This window comes from Nocardioides alpinus, from assembly GCF_900112035.1.
Taxonomy (GTDB): domain Bacteria; phylum Actinomycetota; class Actinomycetes; order Propionibacteriales; family Nocardioidaceae; genus Nocardioides; species Nocardioides alpinus.
In genome coordinates, this window is sequence record NZ_FOKC01000012.1 from 119,396 (window position 1) to 134,518 (window position 15,123).

At 71.7% G+C, this 15,123-nt stretch carries 14 protein-coding genes; 6 read left to right on the top strand and 8 right to left on the bottom strand.

Annotated features, from left to right (window positions below; all coding sequences use genetic code 11):
- Positions 1 to 55: 55 nt before the first annotated feature.
- Positions 56 to 1,357 carry a DNA polymerase IV gene (locus BM127_RS19015; RefSeq protein ID WP_091201239.1) on the top strand — a complete coding sequence of 434 codons (1,302 nt, stop codon included), beginning with the start codon at positions 56 to 58 and terminating at the stop codon, positions 1,355 to 1,357.
- A gap of 659 nt (positions 1,358 to 2,016) precedes the next feature.
- On the top strand, positions 2,017 to 2,979 hold the full coding sequence (locus tag BM127_RS19020) for a sigma-70 family RNA polymerase sigma factor (protein ID WP_091201241.1): 963 nt from the start codon (positions 2,017 to 2,019) through the stop codon (positions 2,977 to 2,979).
- A 16-nt stretch (positions 2,980 to 2,995) separates the two neighbouring features.
- Here BM127_RS19020 and BM127_RS19025 read toward each other — a convergent pair whose 3' ends face one another.
- The 3 genes from BM127_RS19025 to BM127_RS19035 are packed head-to-tail and all read right to left on the bottom strand — an operon-like array spanning position 2,996 to position 5,389.
- Positions 2,996 to 4,309, bottom strand: coding sequence for a glycoside hydrolase family 3 N-terminal domain-containing protein (locus BM127_RS19025; RefSeq protein WP_091201202.1), 1,314 nt, complete (start codon positions 4,307 to 4,309; stop codon positions 2,996 to 2,998).
- Between the two features lie 40 nt (positions 4,310 to 4,349).
- Positions 4,350 to 4,946 carry a dephospho-CoA kinase gene (gene coaE / locus BM127_RS19030; protein ID WP_091201205.1) on the bottom strand — a complete coding sequence of 199 codons (597 nt, stop codon included), beginning with the start codon at positions 4,944 to 4,946 and terminating at the stop codon, positions 4,350 to 4,352.
- Positions 4,943 to 5,389 carry a MarR family winged helix-turn-helix transcriptional regulator gene (locus BM127_RS19035; RefSeq protein ID WP_198554335.1) on the bottom strand — a complete coding sequence of 149 codons (447 nt, stop codon included), beginning with the start codon at positions 5,387 to 5,389 and terminating at the stop codon, positions 4,943 to 4,945. Before BM127_RS19035 ends, coaE begins: the two co-directional genes overlap by 4 nt.
- An 86-nt stretch (positions 5,390 to 5,475) precedes the next feature.
- Between BM127_RS19035 and BM127_RS19040 the strand changes: the two genes are divergently transcribed.
- On the top strand, positions 5,476 to 7,299 hold the full coding sequence (locus BM127_RS19040; protein WP_091201206.1) for an ABC transporter ATP-binding protein: 1,824 nt from the start codon (positions 5,476 to 5,478) through the stop codon (positions 7,297 to 7,299).
- Position 7,300: 1 nt separating this feature from the next.
- Here BM127_RS19040 and BM127_RS19045 read toward each other — a convergent pair whose 3' ends face one another.
- Positions 7,301 to 8,578, bottom strand: a complete 1,278-nt coding sequence (locus tag BM127_RS19045) for an aspartate aminotransferase type Ic (protein ID WP_091201208.1) — start codon at positions 8,576 to 8,578, stop codon at positions 7,301 to 7,303.
- Positions 8,579 to 8,608: 30 nt separating this feature from the next.
- A complete protein-coding gene (locus BM127_RS19050) occupies positions 8,609 to 9,559 on the bottom strand; it encodes a GlxA family transcriptional regulator (protein ID WP_091201210.1) in 951 nt (316 codons plus the stop codon).
- Between the two features lie 93 nt (positions 9,560 to 9,652).
- Between BM127_RS19050 and BM127_RS22405 the strand changes: the two genes are divergently transcribed.
- On the top strand, positions 9,653 to 9,811 hold the full coding sequence (locus BM127_RS22405) for a hypothetical protein (RefSeq protein ID WP_157829578.1): 159 nt from the start codon (positions 9,653 to 9,655) through the stop codon (positions 9,809 to 9,811).
- Between the two features lie 34 nt (positions 9,812 to 9,845).
- On the top strand, positions 9,846 to 11,111 hold the full coding sequence (locus BM127_RS19055) for a class I adenylate-forming enzyme family protein (RefSeq protein ID WP_091201212.1): 1,266 nt from the start codon (positions 9,846 to 9,848) through the stop codon (positions 11,109 to 11,111).
- A 3-nt stretch (positions 11,112 to 11,114) separates the two neighbouring features.
- Here BM127_RS19055 and BM127_RS19060 read toward each other — a convergent pair whose 3' ends face one another.
- The 3 genes from BM127_RS19060 to BM127_RS19070 form a co-directional block, all read right to left on the bottom strand.
- Positions 11,115 to 11,957 carry a patatin-like phospholipase family protein gene (locus BM127_RS19060; RefSeq protein ID WP_091201214.1) on the bottom strand — a complete coding sequence of 281 codons (843 nt, stop codon included), beginning with the start codon at positions 11,955 to 11,957 and terminating at the stop codon, positions 11,115 to 11,117.
- A gap of 107 nt (positions 11,958 to 12,064) precedes the next feature.
- Positions 12,065 to 13,552, bottom strand: coding sequence for a 30S ribosomal protein S1 (gene rpsA, locus BM127_RS19065; RefSeq protein WP_091201215.1), 1,488 nt, complete (start codon positions 13,550 to 13,552; stop codon positions 12,065 to 12,067).
- 208 nt (positions 13,553 to 13,760) lie between these two features.
- Complete coding sequence (locus BM127_RS19070; RefSeq protein WP_091201245.1) at positions 13,761 to 14,642, bottom strand: phosphotransferase family protein; 882 nt, start codon at positions 14,640 to 14,642, stop codon at positions 13,761 to 13,763.
- Between the two features lie 182 nt (positions 14,643 to 14,824).
- Here BM127_RS19070 and BM127_RS19075 point away from each other — a divergent pair.
- Positions 14,825 to 15,123: hypothetical protein (locus tag BM127_RS19075; RefSeq protein WP_217642338.1), on the top strand; the 299-nt coding region annotated here is incomplete at its 3' end.

Consider the following 15,123-nt stretch of genomic DNA (forward strand, 5'->3'; position numbering starts at 1 on the left):
ACGACAGCCTGCGGGGCGTGGCTGTGGATGCTTCGTGGGCTGCGACAATGCGCTGATGCGCTCCACCGCGTCGATCCTCCACCTGGACCTGGACGCCTTCTTCGCCGCCGTGGAGCAGCGCGACAAGCCGTCCCTGCGCGGCAAGCCGGTCATCGTCGGCGGCACCGGCGGACGCGGCGTGGTGGCCACGGCGTCGTACGAGGCCCGCGTCTTCGGCGTGGGATCGGCCATGTCGGGACGGGAGGCGCGGGCGCGGTGCCCGAACGCCGCCTTCCTCAGCGGGCGCTTCCACGCCTACCGCGAGACGAGCACCCGGGTCATGGAGGTCCTGCGCGACCTGTCCCCGCTGGTGGAGCCGCTGTCGCTCGACGAGGCCTTCGTCGACCTCTCCGCCGCCGACCTCCCCGACCTCGAGGTCGCCACCGTCACCGAGGCCGGCGAGCGGCTGCGCCGGCGCGTGCAGGAGGTCACCGGTGGACTGACCGCGACGGTCGGCATCGCGTCATCGAAGTTCCTCGCCAAGGTCGCCAGCGAGCTCGACAAGCCCGACGGGATGACCGTCGTGCCGCCGGGTGCCGAGCTCGACCTGCTGCGACCGATGAAGGTCACGGTCATCCCCGGCGTCGGCCCCGTGACGGCGGAGCGGCTGCGGCGCGCGGGTATCCACACGATCGCCGAGCTCGAGCTGGTCAGCGAGGACGAGCTCGTCCGCATCGTGGGCCAGGCCCACGGGCACGGGCTCTGGCAGCTCGCCAGGGCACAGGACTCGCGCCCGGTCCTCGCGGAGCGGGAGACCAAGTCGATCAGCGTCGAGGGCACCTACGACAACGACCTCAACGACCGCAAGCTCATGGAGGGGCTGCTGACCCGGCAGGCCAAGGACGTCGGCACCCGGATGCGCAAGAACGGCTTCTCGGGTCGCACCGTCTCGATCAAGGTGCGGCTGCACGACTTCACGACGCTGAGCCGGTCGAGCACCCTCAGCAGCCCCACCGACGACGGCGCCACCATCGGTCGGGTGGCGCGTTCGCTGCTGGGCGACCTCGACACGACGGGTGGGGTGCGGCTGCTGGGCGTCGGCGTCTCCGGCCTGGCCGACTGGGTGCAGGAGGACCTGTTCGGCGAGACCGCCGACGAGGAGGAGATCGAGGTGGTCCTGCCGGAGCCACCCCGCCGCAGCTGGCCTCCGGGCGCGGACGTGGTGCACGACGACATGGGGCAGGGCTGGGTCTGGGGCTCGGGCTCCGGCGTGGTCACGGTGCGCTTCGAGACGGCCGCGACCCCACCCGGGCCCGTACGCAGCTTCAAGGCCGACGACCCGGCCCTGCACCGCCTCGAACCACCCGTCGAGTCCTGACCGCGACGGACGCACGCGGCCCGCACGCACGCACCCCGCATGCACGCACCCCGCACGTCGTGCGATGTTCACCGCTGCGGGCTTGCGATCCCCCGACCGGCTCAGGCAGCCTCGGTGGTGGAACAGGTCGAGGGGCTCCCGATGGTATGAGCATCAGGAGCCCCTCGGTTGCGACCGGGGTGGTGACGTCCGGTCCATCGCACCGATGCCCCAGCCTCCACAGTCCCCGTCACCGGGCCTGCGCGGCGAGCAAGCTCGCCGGGTGTGGCTGTTCTTCCGATCCGATCCCCGACTCCGCCGGAGCGGCTTCGGTAGGGAGAGTTCTATGCCCGCCGGACCACCCGCCGCAAGGGGTCCCGACGACAAACCTGTGGTCCCACAGGGTTCCCCACAGAACTTCCTCCCTGCTCCACAGGCAGGCGCCCCTCCCTCCACAGGCGCGCGCTTCGCCGGGACGACCCTCCGCGCATGTTCCCGGTGCCACGGGGAACCCCTGAGAAGTCCCTGAGAGTTCGTAGATCGTGCAACTACCGGGACCGCCTGCTCGTCAAGGCAGATGAAGGCACCGAAGAAATCCGTTCGGGAATCCCGCTACGGATACAGGCGTTGGAACAGATGTGCGGCACAGGGGTTGGTCGCACGAGGAGCTGGAGGACGAGATGAGCACTGCACAGGCCAAGCGCACCACCACGACTCGTGAGATCGAGGGCCGCGACAGCGTCGGGCTCTACCTCGACGAGATCGCCCGCACCCCGCTCCTCGACGCCGAGACCGAGGTCGAGCTGTCCAAGGCCATCGAGGCCGGGTTGCTGGCACAGCACCTCCTCGACAGCGGCCGGGTCGGTCGCCGCAAGGGCGGCGCCCCGATGACGGCCAACGAGGAGGAGCTCGAGTGGCTCGCCGAGCAGGGCCGCCTCGCCGTCGACCGCTTCATCGAGGCCAACCTCCGCCTCGTGGTCTCCATCGCCCGCAAGTACGGCCGCTCGCAGATGCCTATGCTCGACCTGATCCAGGAGGGCAACACCGGCCTGATCCGCGCGGTCGAGAAGTTCGACTACACCAAGGGCTACAAGTTCTCGACGTACGCCACGTGGTGGGTGCGCCAGGCGATCACCCGCGGCATCGCGCAGCAGGCGCGCGTCGTACGCCTCCCCGTCCACGTGGTCGAGGAGCTCAACCAGGTCGGGAGCGCCCGCCGCACCCTGGAGCGCCAGCTCGGTCGTGACCCGGAGCCGCAGGAGATCGCCACCGAGCTCGGCATGGAGGTCGACCGTGTGCTCGACCTGATGAGCTGGGGCCGCGACCACGTGTCGCTGGACACCCCGGTCGACGAGGACGGCGACACCTCGCTGGGTGACCTGATGGCCCAGGAGACCGCCCCGGGACCGGACCTCAACGTGCTCGACGCCGAGGCGCGCCAGCGCCTGGAGGACCTCGTCGGCATCCTCGACGACCGTTCCGCCGACATCGTCCGGGCCCGCTACGGCCTGGCCGACGGCCGCCAGCACAAGCTCGCCGACATCGGCGCCCGGCACGGCATCTCCGCCGAGCGGGTGCGCCAGCTCGAGCGGGAGGCGCTCCAGAAGCTGCGCCGCGCCGGCGACCCCGACCTCGCGGCCTGAGGACTGCGCGAGTAACTCAGTACGCCGCGGACTCCAGGTCCGCACTCGCGGCCCGTGCCTGCTCGACGACGTCGACGGGCACGGGCCGCTGTGCTGCGATCCGGGCCTGCCACAGCTGGACGGCGACCACCCGCGCGGCCGCCTCCTCGACCCGCTCACGTGAGACCTCGCCGGCGTTGATGGCATCCACCACGATCTGGTGCGTGGCCGTGGTGTCCACCGGCATCAGCAGCAGGTCGGCACCCGCCTCGAGGGCTTGCAGGGCCGGGGTGGGTCGACCTCCGACGGCACCCATGCCGAGGGAGTCGGTGATCGTGACTCCCTCGAAGCCGAGGTCGTCGCGCAGCAGGTCGTAGACCTCGGGCGCCATGCTCGCCGGCACGTCCGGAGCGATCGCGGTCAGGTCGAGGTGGCTGAGCATCACCGCCGGCGCACCGTGGTCGATCGCGGACTCGAACGGCGGCAGGTCGTGGGCCTCGATCTCGGCCAGGGTCGAGTCGACCACCGGCAGGGTGTCGTGGCTGTCGTTGGTCGCGGTCCCGTGCCCGGGGAAGTGCTTGACCGTCGAGACGATCCCGGCGTCGTCGTAGCCCTTGACGGCCGCTCCGATCGCCTGGGCAGCGACGCCCGGGTCCTCGGATGGCGAGCGAGGTCCGATGGTCGGGTCGGCGGCGCCGATGGTGACGTCGGCGACGGGTGCGAAGACCCACGTGAAGCCCAGGCCGCGCAGCTCGAGCCCGGTGGTCAGCGCCGCCTCACGCGTGACCCGCCGGCCGAGCCGGGCGTCGGACTCGATGGCGAGCCCGGCCGACTGGAAGTGCGGGAAGTCGGTCGCGATGCCGCGCAGGTGGGAGACGTAGCCGCCCTCCTGGTCGACGCCGATCACCGGCGGGAACGCGCGGCCGTCGTCCTTCGCGGCGCGGGCCAGGGCCGTCGTCATGGCGCGCACCTGCGGCTCGTCGACCACGTTGTCGCCCGTCACCGACACCCCCGCCAGGTGCAGGTCGCGGAGCATGCGGGCCGGCTCCTCGGGATCGGTGCCGTGGAAGCGGCCGACGATGACGCCGCCGGCGAGCTGCTCGGGCGACCACGTGCTGACCAGCTCGCGCGCCTCCTCGAGCTCACCGAGCGTCGGGCCCCAGGCGGTCGGGGTGTCCGGGTCGACCGGCGTCTCGGTCGCAGCGGGCGAGGACGGGTTCGGCGAGGGCGCCGAGGAGGCTGACGAGGTCGCCGGGGCAGCGTCGTCGGGCACCGATCCGGTCGAGGCACAGCCGCAGACCACGAGGACGGAGGCGGCGATCACGGCCAGGCGGGGTCGGATCGGGAGCACGCCCGGAGGCTACCCGCCGGACCCGAGCAACCGGCAAACCTCAGGCCCGGCCGGCGAGCTCCGCGTAGACCTGCTCGACCTGCGCGCGCAGCTCGGCCAGCGTGCCGGTGTTGTCGACGACGTACGTCGCGATCGCCAGCCGGTCCGCGCGCTCGGCCTGCGCAGCGATTCGCGACCGTGCCTCCTCGTGGGACCAGCCGCGATCCTCGACCATCCGCGCGACCTGGACCTCCGTGGGGGCGTCGACGACCACGACCGCGTCGAACGACCCCGCTCGTCCGACCTCGGCCAGCAGCGGGATGTCGTGCACCACCACAGCGTCCGCGGGGGCCTCGGCCTCGAGCTGCGCGCTCCGCTCGTGGACGAGCGGGTGGATGATCGCCTCCAGGCGCTTGCGTGCGTCCGGGTCGGCGAAGACCAGGGCGCCCATGGCCGGCCGGTCGAGGTCACCCTCAGCGGTCAGCAGCCCCGGACCGAACTCGGCCACCACCGCGGCGAGCCCCGGGGTGCCGCGGGCCACGACCTCGCGGGCGATCAGGTCGGCATCGATCACGACCGCGCCCAGCCCGGCGAGGAGGGCGGACACGGTGCTCTTGCCCGAGGCGATCCCCCCGGTCAGTCCGACGCGAACGGTCACTGGTCCTCCCCCACGACGACGGTCAAGATCTCGTGGAGCGTACGACGCTGCGCCGCCGGCAGCACGTCCAGGACCTGCTCGGAGGCCCGCCGGCGCACGTCCTCGATCCTGCCGACGAGCTCTCGTCCCTCGGGGGTGAGCGTCAGCACGGTCGCTCGCCGGTCGGTCGGGTCAGCGGCCCGGTGCACCCATCCGCGAGCCTCCAGCGCGTCCGCGACCTCGGTGGCCGAGCGCGGCGCGATCCGCAGCTCGTCGGCCAGCAGCGAGGGTCGCAGGCCGTCGGGACGGGCGGCGAGCACACGCAGGGCGCGGGACTGCGACGGCGTGACGTGCCACTCGGAGAGCGCCTCGGCGTAGGCGCGGCGCACCCGGCGGGCCAGCGCCATCACCAGGTCGCCGGTGTCCGGCTGGCGGGCGTGGTCCTCGTGCGGGGGTCGGCCCACGGGAATATCTCCGCTCTGAGTCAGGTTGCTACCTCATAGTGAGGTTACCTCATCACATACCCGATCTCCAGAGAGGAGCTGGTCGCATGGATGACCGCTCTCCCTCCCGCCGCTCCGGCGGCCGCCCCGACCCCGCAGACCTGCGGCAGCTGTCGGACTACCCCGTCTCCCTCCGACGCATCACCGGGCTCTTCGCGCCCCACCGGTCTGCGCTCGGCGTCGTCGTCGCTCTCATCGTGCTGAGCTCGGCCGTCTCGCTGGCGCAGCCGTTCCTCGTCCGTCACGTCATCGACGTCGCTCTGCCGCGCCAGGACGTACGCCTCCTCGTGCTGTGCGTCGCCGCGATGCTCGGCGTCGCCGTGGTCACCGCCGTCATCGGCGTGGTGCAGACCTGGCTGTCGACCGCCGTGGGCCAGCGCGTCATGCACCGCCTGCGCAGCGACCTCTTCGCCCACCTGCAGCGCCAGTCGCTGGGGTTCTTCACCCGCACCCGTGGCGGCGAGGTGCAGTCGCGCCTGGTCAACGACATCGGCAGCATGCAGGGCGTCGTGACCCAGACCGCCACGTCGATCGCCGCCAACCTCACCGTCGTCATCGGCACCGCCGTCGCCATGGCCGCGCTCAGCTGGCGCCTCGCGCTGCTGTCCCTCGTCGTGCTCCCGCCGGCGGTCCTGCTGACCCGCCAGGTGGCGCGCATGCGTCACCGTGTGACCGCCGAGCGACAGCGTCGCCTCGCCGACCTGCACGTGCAGATCGAGGAGGGCCTGTCCGTGAGCGGCGTCCTGCTCACCAAGACCCTCGGCGCCTCACCGCGCCTGACCGAGAGGTTCGACGAGACCTCCTCCGACCTCGTCGGCCTGGAGATCCGCTCGCGGCTCGCCGGTCGCTGGCGGATGGCCACGATGAACATCGTCTTCGCCGCCGTGCCGGCTGCGATCTACCTCGCAGCGGGCTTCCCCGCGACGTCCGGCAAGATGACCATCGGCACCCTGGTGGCCTTCATCGCCCTGCAGGGCACGCTCTTCCGGCCGCTGATGGGGCTGCTCAACGTGGGCGTCGACATCACTGCGTCGCTCGCGCTCTTCAGCCGCATCTTCGAGTACGCCGACCTCCCGGTGGAGATCGCCGAGCCCGTCCAGCCGGCGCGGCTGACGCGTGCCGACGCGAAGGGTGAGGTGCGGTTCTCGGGCGTCGGCTTCGCCTACGACCCCGACCGGCCGGTGCTCACCGGCATCGACCTCCATGTCCCTGCCGGCAGCACGCTCGCCCTGGTCGGCGAGACCGGCAGCGGCAAGTCGACGCTCGCCTCGCTCGTCCCCCGGCTGCACGACGTGACCGCCGGCGGGGTGAGCATCGACGGCACCGACGTACGCGAGCTCCCTCTGTCCGACCTGGCCGACCTGGTCGGCGTGGTCACGCAGGAGACCTACCTGATGCACGCCAGCGTGCGCGACAACCTGCGGCACGCCCGCCCGGACGCCACCGACGCCGAGATCGAGGACGCCTGCCGCCAGGCGCGCATCCACGGGCTGATCAGCTCGCTCCCCGAGGGCTACGACACCGTCGTCGGCTCCCGCGGGCACCGCTTCTCCGGGGGCGAGCAGCAGCGGCTCGCGATCGCCCGGACCCTCCTGCGCGACCCTGCCGTGCTCGTGCTCGACGAGGCCACCAGCGCCCTCGACAACGAGACCGAGCGGGCCCTCCTCGCCACCCTCGACGACGTCAGCCGCGGCCGCACCACGATCACCATCGCGCACCGGCTCTCCACGGTCCGCAACGCAGACCAGATCGCCGTGCTGCACCGCGGACGCGTGGTCGAGCTCGGCACCCACGAGGAGCTGCTGCTTCTCGGCGGCCGCTACGCCGACCTGGTCCGCGGTGGTCTCGGTGCCGAGCGGGTGGCCGCCTGACTCAGGCGGACGCCTTCTCCGCCGCGGCCAGCAGCACGCAGGTCGCGACGGCCTCCATCGCCGCGGTGACCTCCGCCAGCGGCGGCATGGTCGGTGCGAGTCGGATGTTGGTGTCGTCCGGGTCCTGCTTGTAGGGGAACGACGAACCGGCGGGAGTCAGGGCGATGCCCGCCTCCTTGGCGAGCGCCACGACGCGCGACGCCGTGCCGGGCACGACGTCGAGGTTGACGAAGTAGCCGCCGGCCGGGGTGTTCCACGTCGCGACCCCGCGGCCCCCGAGCCGCTCGGTGAGGACCCGGTCGACCTCGGCGAACTTGGGCGCGATGATCTCGCGGTGCTTGACCATGTGGTCGCGCACGCCCTGCGGCGAGCCGAAGAACTCCACGTGGCGCAGGTGGTTGACCTTGTCGGGACCGATCGAGCCGTCGCCGAGGTGCCCGAGGTACCACGCGACGTTGGCCGTCGACGCCGCCAGGAAGGCGACACCCGCGCCGGCGTAGGTGATCTTCGAGGTGGACGCGAACATGATGGGGCGGTGCGGGTGGTCGGCCGCCGAGGCGAGGGTGAGGATGTCGGCGCTCTTGGCCTCCTCCTCGGTGAGGTGGTGGAGCGCGTAGGCGTTGTCCCAGAAGATCTTGAAGTCGGGCGCAGCGGTCGGCATCGCGGCCAGCCGGGCGGCCTTGTCCTGGCTGACGATCGACCCCGACGGGTTGGCGTAGGTCGGCACGATCCAGATGCCCTTGATGCTCGGGTCGTCGGCGACGAGCGCGGCGACGGCGTCGACGTCGGGGCCGTCGTCGTGCATCGGCACGGTCACCATCTCGATGCCGAGGCTCTCGAGCAGGGTGAAGTGGCGGTCGTAGCCCGGCACCGGGCACACGAAGCGCACCTTCTCCTCCTGGCTCCACGGCCGCTCGGAGTCCACGCCGCCGAAGAGCAGCAGGTAGACGAGGGTGTCGCGCATCATCGTCAGGCTGGAGTTGCCGCCGGCGATCACCTGGTCCGGCTCGACCCAGAGCAGGTCGGCGAACATCTCGCGCAGGTCGGCGAGGCCCTCGAGGCCGCCGTAGTTGCGGACGTCGACGCCCTTCGAGTCCTTCGTGCTCGTCGGGAGCCGCAGCAGGTCGTCGGCGAGGTCCAGCTGCTGGGCGGACGGCTTGCCGCGCGTCAGGTCGAGCTTCAGGCCCGTGGCCTTCAGCTCGGCGTACGCCGCACGCTGCTGCTCGAGCAGGCTGGCGAGGTCGTCGGCGGACAGGTCGGTCAGCGCGGTCGCAGTCACCCGACAAGGCTACCGAGGACGGCGACCGGGTCAGGCAGGCGTCCGGAACGTACGCCGGTACTCCTGGGGGCTGACGCCGCGCGAGCGCCCGAAGTGGTGGCGCAGCGTCGCGGCGTTGCCGAAGCCGACCTCGCCGGCGACCCAGTCGATGGAGTGGTCGGTCTGCTCGAGCAGCTCCTCGGCGGCGCGTACGCGCTCCCCCAGGATCCAGGAGTAGGGCGTCGTGCCGGTCTCCTCCTTGAAGCGGCGGGCGAAGGTGCGACCCGACATGTGCATGTGGCGCGCCAGCGTCTCGACGTCGAGGTCCTCGCCGAGGTTGGCCCCGATCCACGCCAGCAGTGGCGACAGCGCCTCGGACTCGCAGACCGGCACGGCCCGCGCGATGTACTGGGCCTGCCCGCCGTCACGGTGGGGAGGCACCACCATCCGGCGGGCGGTGGTCGCAGCGACCTTGGACCCGAAGTGCTGGCGCATCACGTGGAGCGCGGCGTCAAGGCCCGCGGCCGAGCCCGCGCCGGTGACGATGGAGCCGTCCTGCACGTAGAGCACGTTGCCGTCGATCGTCGCCTCGGGGTGGCGCGCGGCCAGCTCGTCGACGTGACGCCAGTGCGTGGTGGCGCGGCGGCCGTCGAGGAGCCCGGCCTCACCGATGATGAAGGCCGCCGAGCAGTGCGCGAAGACCATCCCTCCGCGCTCGTGCACGGAGCGCACGAGCTCGACCACCTCGGGCGAGGGATCCCGGTAGCCGCGCTTGGGCACCAGGCACACGAGGTCGGCGTCGGCCGCGTCGGCGAGCGCGTGGTCGACGTGGAGGTCGAAGCCGGTCGCGCCGGACACGCGCCCGGGCGTCGGGGTCGCGACGATGAAGTCGAAGACCGGGTTGTCGTCGTCGGGGTGGTAGGGCTCGCCCCAGACCTCGCAGATCGAGCCGAGACCGAACGGCTCCGCCCCGTCCTGGACGATGGCGGCCACCTTCTTCATGGGACCAGCGTGCACCACCCGTGGCAGTAAATCAACCAAGACTGTCATTCCTGCCACTGGTGGCTGGAACTGGACGGGCGGAGGATTACTGCCATGAACACCATCCTGATCCTCCTGGCCCTGACCTCCTTCCTCGCGCTGCTGGTCTCCTACGCGCGCCACGACCGGTTCGCCGGCCCCGCTTCCTCCAGCCACCCGTTCGACGAGCTGGGACCGGTCGAGGAGCGTCGCCACCTCGTCCCCCGGGGCTGAGGCCCGTCCCGGTCGTGGCGGGCACAATGCCCGCATGACCGACGTCGAGCTGCCCGAGGGATCCCGGGTCGCGCTGCTCGTCCCCGGCTCGACGTCGTACGTCGACCTCGTGCTGGCGCTGCTCGCCGACGGCGTGTTCCCCGTCCCGCTCGACCCGGCCCTCACCACCGCCGAACGCGACCGGATCCTCGCGCCGATCGCTCCCGACCTCGCGGTCACGAGCCAGGACGAGGTCGAGGCCCTGCTCGCGCCCCGCAGGGCCCGCACCCGCTCGCTCCCCCGCGGGCGACCGATCCACTGCACCAGCGGTACGACGGGCACGCCGAAGGGCGTGTGGTCCGGGCTCCTCGCCGGGCCCGCCGCCGCCGCGCTGGTGGCCGAGGAGCGCGACCTGTGGGGCTTCGACGCACGTGACGTCAACCTCGTGCTGAGCCCCCTCCACCACTCCGCTCCCCTGCGCTTCGCGATGGGCACCCTGCTGGCGGGTGGCCGGATCGTCGTCCGGGGGAATTTCGACCCCGTCCGCGTCACGGAGGCCATCCGTGTCGAGCGCCCCGCCACGATGTTCTGCGTGCCGACCCACCTGCAACGCCTCTTCGCCCACTGGGACGAGGTGGGCGTCCCGGACCTGTCGTCCTTCCGTCTCGTCGCCCACGCGGGCGCGCCGTGCCCGCCGGCGGTCAAGCACCGCCTGCTCGCGCTCTTCCCGGAGGGCTCGACGTGGGAGTTCTACGGCTCGACCGAGGGCCAGTTCACCGCCTGCCGCTCCGAGGAGTGGCTGACCCGTCCGGGCACCGTCGGCCGGGCCCGGCGAGGTCGCACGCTGTCCACCGAGGACGACGGACGGATCTGGTGCGCCGTCCCGGCCCACGCCCGGTTCACCTACCTCGGCGCCCCGGAGCAGACCGCGGCCGCCTGGCGCGACACGCCGGCCGGGCCGGCGTTCAGCGTCGGCGACGTCGGGCTCCTCGACGCCGACGGCTACCTGCACCTCGAAGGACGGCGTACGGACCTGATCATCTCCGGCGGGGTCAACGTCTACCCGCTGGAGGTGGAGAACGCGCTGCGCGAGGTCGCCGGTGTCGACGACCTCGCGGTCTTCGCGGTGCCCGACGAGCACTGGGGCCAGCGCGTGTGCGCCGCCTACGTCGGCACGGCGGACCCCGACGACCTGGCGGCCCGGGCACGGGAGGTCCTCGCCCCGGCCAAGCGGCCCAAGGACTACGTGGTCGTCACCGAGCTGCCGATGACCCCGACGGGCAAGGTGCGGCGTGACGAGCTCGCCGCGCTGCTGGGCTGAGGCTCACCCCGTCCACACGTGCCGCAGCTCGTCCACGAGCCCCTCGGACTGGCGCAGCCCCGCCTCGGCAGCGCCCTTGCGCTTCGCCGGGTCGAGCAGGTTCTTGCCGAACGCAGCAAGTGCCTCCGCGTCCGGGGTGATCACCGACCACTCGCGCGCACCGACCTTCTCCAGCTGCGCCCTGATCGACGTCTTCTTGCTGAGCGACCTGGGCAGCGGCGCGAGGACGACGACCCGGTCCACGTCGCGCGCCACGTCGACGTTGGCGGTCGACCGCATCCCGCCGTCCATGTAGAACCGGCCGTCGATCTCGACCGGCGGCCAGACCGTGGGCACCGCGCAGCTGGCCGCCACCGCCGCCACGAGGTCGACCCCGGACCCGGAGGTGAACACGGTGAACTCGCCGCTCTGCGTGTCGACGGCCGTCACGCGCAGGTCGCGCTCCGGCCAGCCGTGCACGGGCAGCCGTGAGCGGATGACGCCCTCGCGGTCGACGCTGCCGGGGGCGTGCGAGGCCATCGCCACCTTCCCCACCCGTGCCAGCTTGTCCCTCCCGCTGCCGGGCAGCAGGTAGGGCGGTGCGAGCTTGAGCGCCGCGATCCGCGAGAGCCGTCCGCCGAGCTCGGCGTCCGGCGGCTCGAGCTGGGCGGCGTAGAGGTCCTCGAGAGGTACGTCGTTGGTGACCTGCGCCCCGACGACCGAGCCGGCCGAGGTGCCGACCATGACGTCGGCGTCGGTGAGGTCGACCCCGGCGCGTGCCGCGCCGGCCAGGATGCCGAGCTCCCACGCGATCCCGGTGATCCCACCGCCGCCGAGGACCAGTGCTGTGCGGCCGTGTTCTCCCATGCCTCAGTTCTACCCGAACCCGCCCAGCCCGGCGCGGACGCGACGACGGCCCGCCGGGTCTCCCCGGCGGGCCGTCGTACGGTGCTGCAGATCAGCGGGTCAGGCGATCAGGCCTGGCCACCGGTGAGCTTCTCGCGAAGCGCCTGGAGCGCCTCGTCGGACGCGAGCGAACCGCCGGTGTCGGTGCCACCGGTCTCGTCGTCGGTCGCGACGTCGCCACCCGAGGAGTAGGACGTGGCCTCGCTGGCCTCGACCTCGGCCTGCTTGGCCTCCTCCTGCTGCTTGACGTGCGCCTCCCAGCGGGTGTGCGCCTTGGCGTACTGGTCCTCCCAGACCGCGCGCTGGTCGTCGAAGCCCTCGAGCCACTCGCCCGTCTCGGGGTCGAAGCCCTCGGGGTAGACGTAGTTGCCCTGCTCGTCGTAGGTGGCCGTCATGCCGTAGAGCGTGGGGTCGAACTCCTCCACGTCAGCGGCGGCAGCGGTCTCGTTGGCCTGCTTGAGCGACAGCGAGATCCGGCGACGCTCGAGGTCGATGTCGATGATCTTGACCATGACGTCGTCGTTGACCTGGACGACCTGCTCCGGGATCTCGACGTGACGCTCGGCGAGCTCGGAGATGTGCACCAGGCCCTCGATGCCCTCCTCGACGCGGACGAACGAACCGAACGGCACCAGCTTGGTGACCTTGCCCGGGACGATCTGGCCGATCTGGTGGGTGCGGGCGAAGTGCTGCCACGGGTCCTCCTGCGTCGCCTTCAGCGACAGGGAGACACGCTCGCGGTCCATGTCCACGTCGAGGACCTCGACGGTGACCTCGTCGCCCACGGCGACGACCTCGGACGGGTGGTCGATGTGCTTCCACGACAGCTCGGACACGTGGACGAGACCGTCGACGCCACCGAGGTCCACGAACGCACCGAAGTTGACGATCGAGGAGACGACACCCTTGCGGATCTGACCCTTCTGGAGCTGGGTCAGGAAGCCGTGGCGCACCTCGGACTGGGTCTGCTCGAGCCAGGCACGGCGCGACAGGACCACGTTGTTGCGGTTCTTGTCGAGCTCGATGATCTTGGCCTCGAGGACCTGGCCGACGTAGGGCTGCAGGTCGCGGACGCGACGCATCTCCACCAGCGACGCGGGCAGGAAGCCGCGCAGGCCGATGTCGAGGATGAGGCCGCCCTTGACGACCTCGATGACGGTGCCCTCGACGACGCCGTCCTCCTCCTTGACCTGCTCGATGGTGCCCCAGGCGCGCTCGTACTGGGCGCGCTTCTTGGACAGGATCAGACGGCCTTCCTTGTCCTCCTTCTGGAGAACGAGGGCCTCGACCTTGTCGCCCACGGAAACGACCTCGTTGGGGTCGACGTCGTGCTTGATGGACAGCTCGCGCGAGGGGATGACGCCCTCGGTCTTGTAGCCGATGTCGAGGAGGACCTCGTCGCGGTCCACCTTGACGATGGTGCCCTCGACGATGTCACCGTCGTTGAAGTACTTGATGGTCGCGTCGATCGCCGCGAGGAAGTCTTCTTCGGACCCGATGTCGTTGATCGCCACCTGGGGCGCGTCGTAGTCCTGAAGATGGGAGAGCAGGCTCATATGGGAAAAGATTCCTTGGATGGATGGAGTCGTGGATGCACACACAGCCGGCGGTTTCACTGGCCCTGCCCGGTGACGTGTCACTGGCGCGGACGCGGCGAGCCTGGATTCGCTCGGTATGGAAGCCGGGCAGACGACTGGCGCAACACCCAAGACTACGCGCGTACGTCCGCCTGAGTCCAACCGGGGAGGCACGCTCGGGCCACGCTCAGGAGCCGTCCGGCCACGCGTGCAGGTCACCGCTCTCCGCGATGGCGTGCACCAGGCTCGCGGCGCGGTTCGCGACCGGGTGGTCACCGGCCCGCGCGGCCAGGTCCACGAGGGCGCGGAGGTCGGCGGCGCGGGCACCGTCGAGGAGTGCGTCCGGGCTCCCCCCGCGCAGCGTCGTCCACGCCTCCAGGACCGCTTCGACGTAGGCCGGGTGGCGCTCGAAGCGCAGCAGGTTGCCCACGTCGGTCCAGGGATGCCCGGCGTGCGCGAACTCCCAGTCGAGGACCGCGGTCAGCTCGAGGGTGGCCGGGTCGACCAGCACGTTCTTGGGGTTGAGGTCGCTGTGCACGAGGCAGGTCCGGCGGAGCGCGTCCAGGACGTCCTGCGCCTCGTCGGCCACGCCGGCGAGCCGGGAGCGGTCGCTCACAGACCATCCCGCCAGGCGGCTCTCCACCCACTCGGAGAGGTCCTCGTCGGGGAACTCACCCAGCTCCAGCGCGGTGCCGACGAACGGACCCGGCCGCAGCACCGGCATCCCTGCCAGGGTGGCCGCTGCATGGCCCATGGCCCGACCGAAGCGTCTCCACCCCGCCTCGTCGAGCCCCGGGGCGACCAGGTCACCCCGCTCCCCCGGCATCCACGACGTCACGAGCAGCCCGGGCTGACCGGCCGCGGCGTCCTCGCGACGTACGTCGACCACGTCGGGCACGGGCAGCAGGCCACGCACCAGCCGCAGGACCGCCGCGTCGGTCTCGGGGGCCTCGGGTCCGCGGGCATCACCCGGTGGATAGATCCGGACGACGGCCCGCTCCCCGGCCACGTCGCCCACGAAGGTCCGACCGGAGTGGCCGCCCGGCAGCGGGGCGAAGGAGGTGCCCATGTCGTCCACGCGGAGATCGTGGCACGCGGTCCCGGCCCGGGGCGCCCGACCCCTGTCCCACCCCTCTGGGTAAAGAATGTGTTACTTCCGCGTGGCCGGTTCGTTGCTCGATGTGACCGATTGTCACCGTCGCGTAGATCTCCCGAGGGTCTTCGCGACACCATCACACGGGGGTAAGACGCATGCACTCACTTGACCACGGCCGGCGCTCTCGCCGGTTCACCACCTCGGCGGCCCTGATGGCCGTCGTCCTGCCGGGCTCGCTCCTGGCCCTCACGGCAGCGCCCGCCTCGGCGGCTCCGTTGCCCGCCGCCTACTCGGCCGACGCACACGCCGACATCGTCGAGCTGGACGCCCAGGTGCTGGGCCAGGGCTCGCTGGCCGACGCCGCCATCGGTCACAGCCGCAGCTCGGTGGCCAGCACGTCGGCCGGGGGCACGTCCGACGCCCGGTCGTCCAACCTCGACGCCGCCCTGCTCTT

Excerpts from the sequence above, each read along its gene's own strand:
- rpsA (WP_091201215.1), bottom strand. The coding sequence starts at position 13,552 with ATGAGCCTGCTCTCCCATCTTCAGGACTACGACGCGCCCCAGGTGGCG.
- BM127_RS19020 (WP_091201241.1), top strand. The coding sequence starts at position 2,017 with ATGAGCACTGCACAGGCCAAGCGCACCACCACGACTCGTGAGATCGAG.
- BM127_RS19055 (WP_091201212.1), top strand. The coding sequence starts at position 9,846 with ATGACCGACGTCGAGCTGCCCGAGGGATCCCGGGTCGCGCTGCTCGTC.
- BM127_RS19040 (WP_091201206.1), top strand. The coding sequence starts at position 5,476 with ATGGATGACCGCTCTCCCTCCCGCCGCTCCGGCGGCCGCCCCGACCCC.
- BM127_RS19070 (WP_091201245.1), bottom strand. The coding sequence starts at position 14,642 with ATGGGCACCTCCTTCGCCCCGCTGCCGGGCGGCCACTCCGGTCGGACC.
- BM127_RS19060 (WP_091201214.1), bottom strand. The coding sequence starts at position 11,957 with ATGGGAGAACACGGCCGCACAGCACTGGTCCTCGGCGGCGGTGGGATC.
- BM127_RS19050 (WP_091201210.1), bottom strand. The coding sequence starts at position 9,559 with ATGAAGAAGGTGGCCGCCATCGTCCAGGACGGGGCGGAGCCGTTCGGT.
- BM127_RS22405 (WP_157829578.1), top strand. The coding sequence starts at position 9,653 with ATGAACACCATCCTGATCCTCCTGGCCCTGACCTCCTTCCTCGCGCTG.
- BM127_RS19015 (WP_091201239.1), top strand. The coding sequence starts at position 56 with ATGCGCTCCACCGCGTCGATCCTCCACCTGGACCTGGACGCCTTCTTC.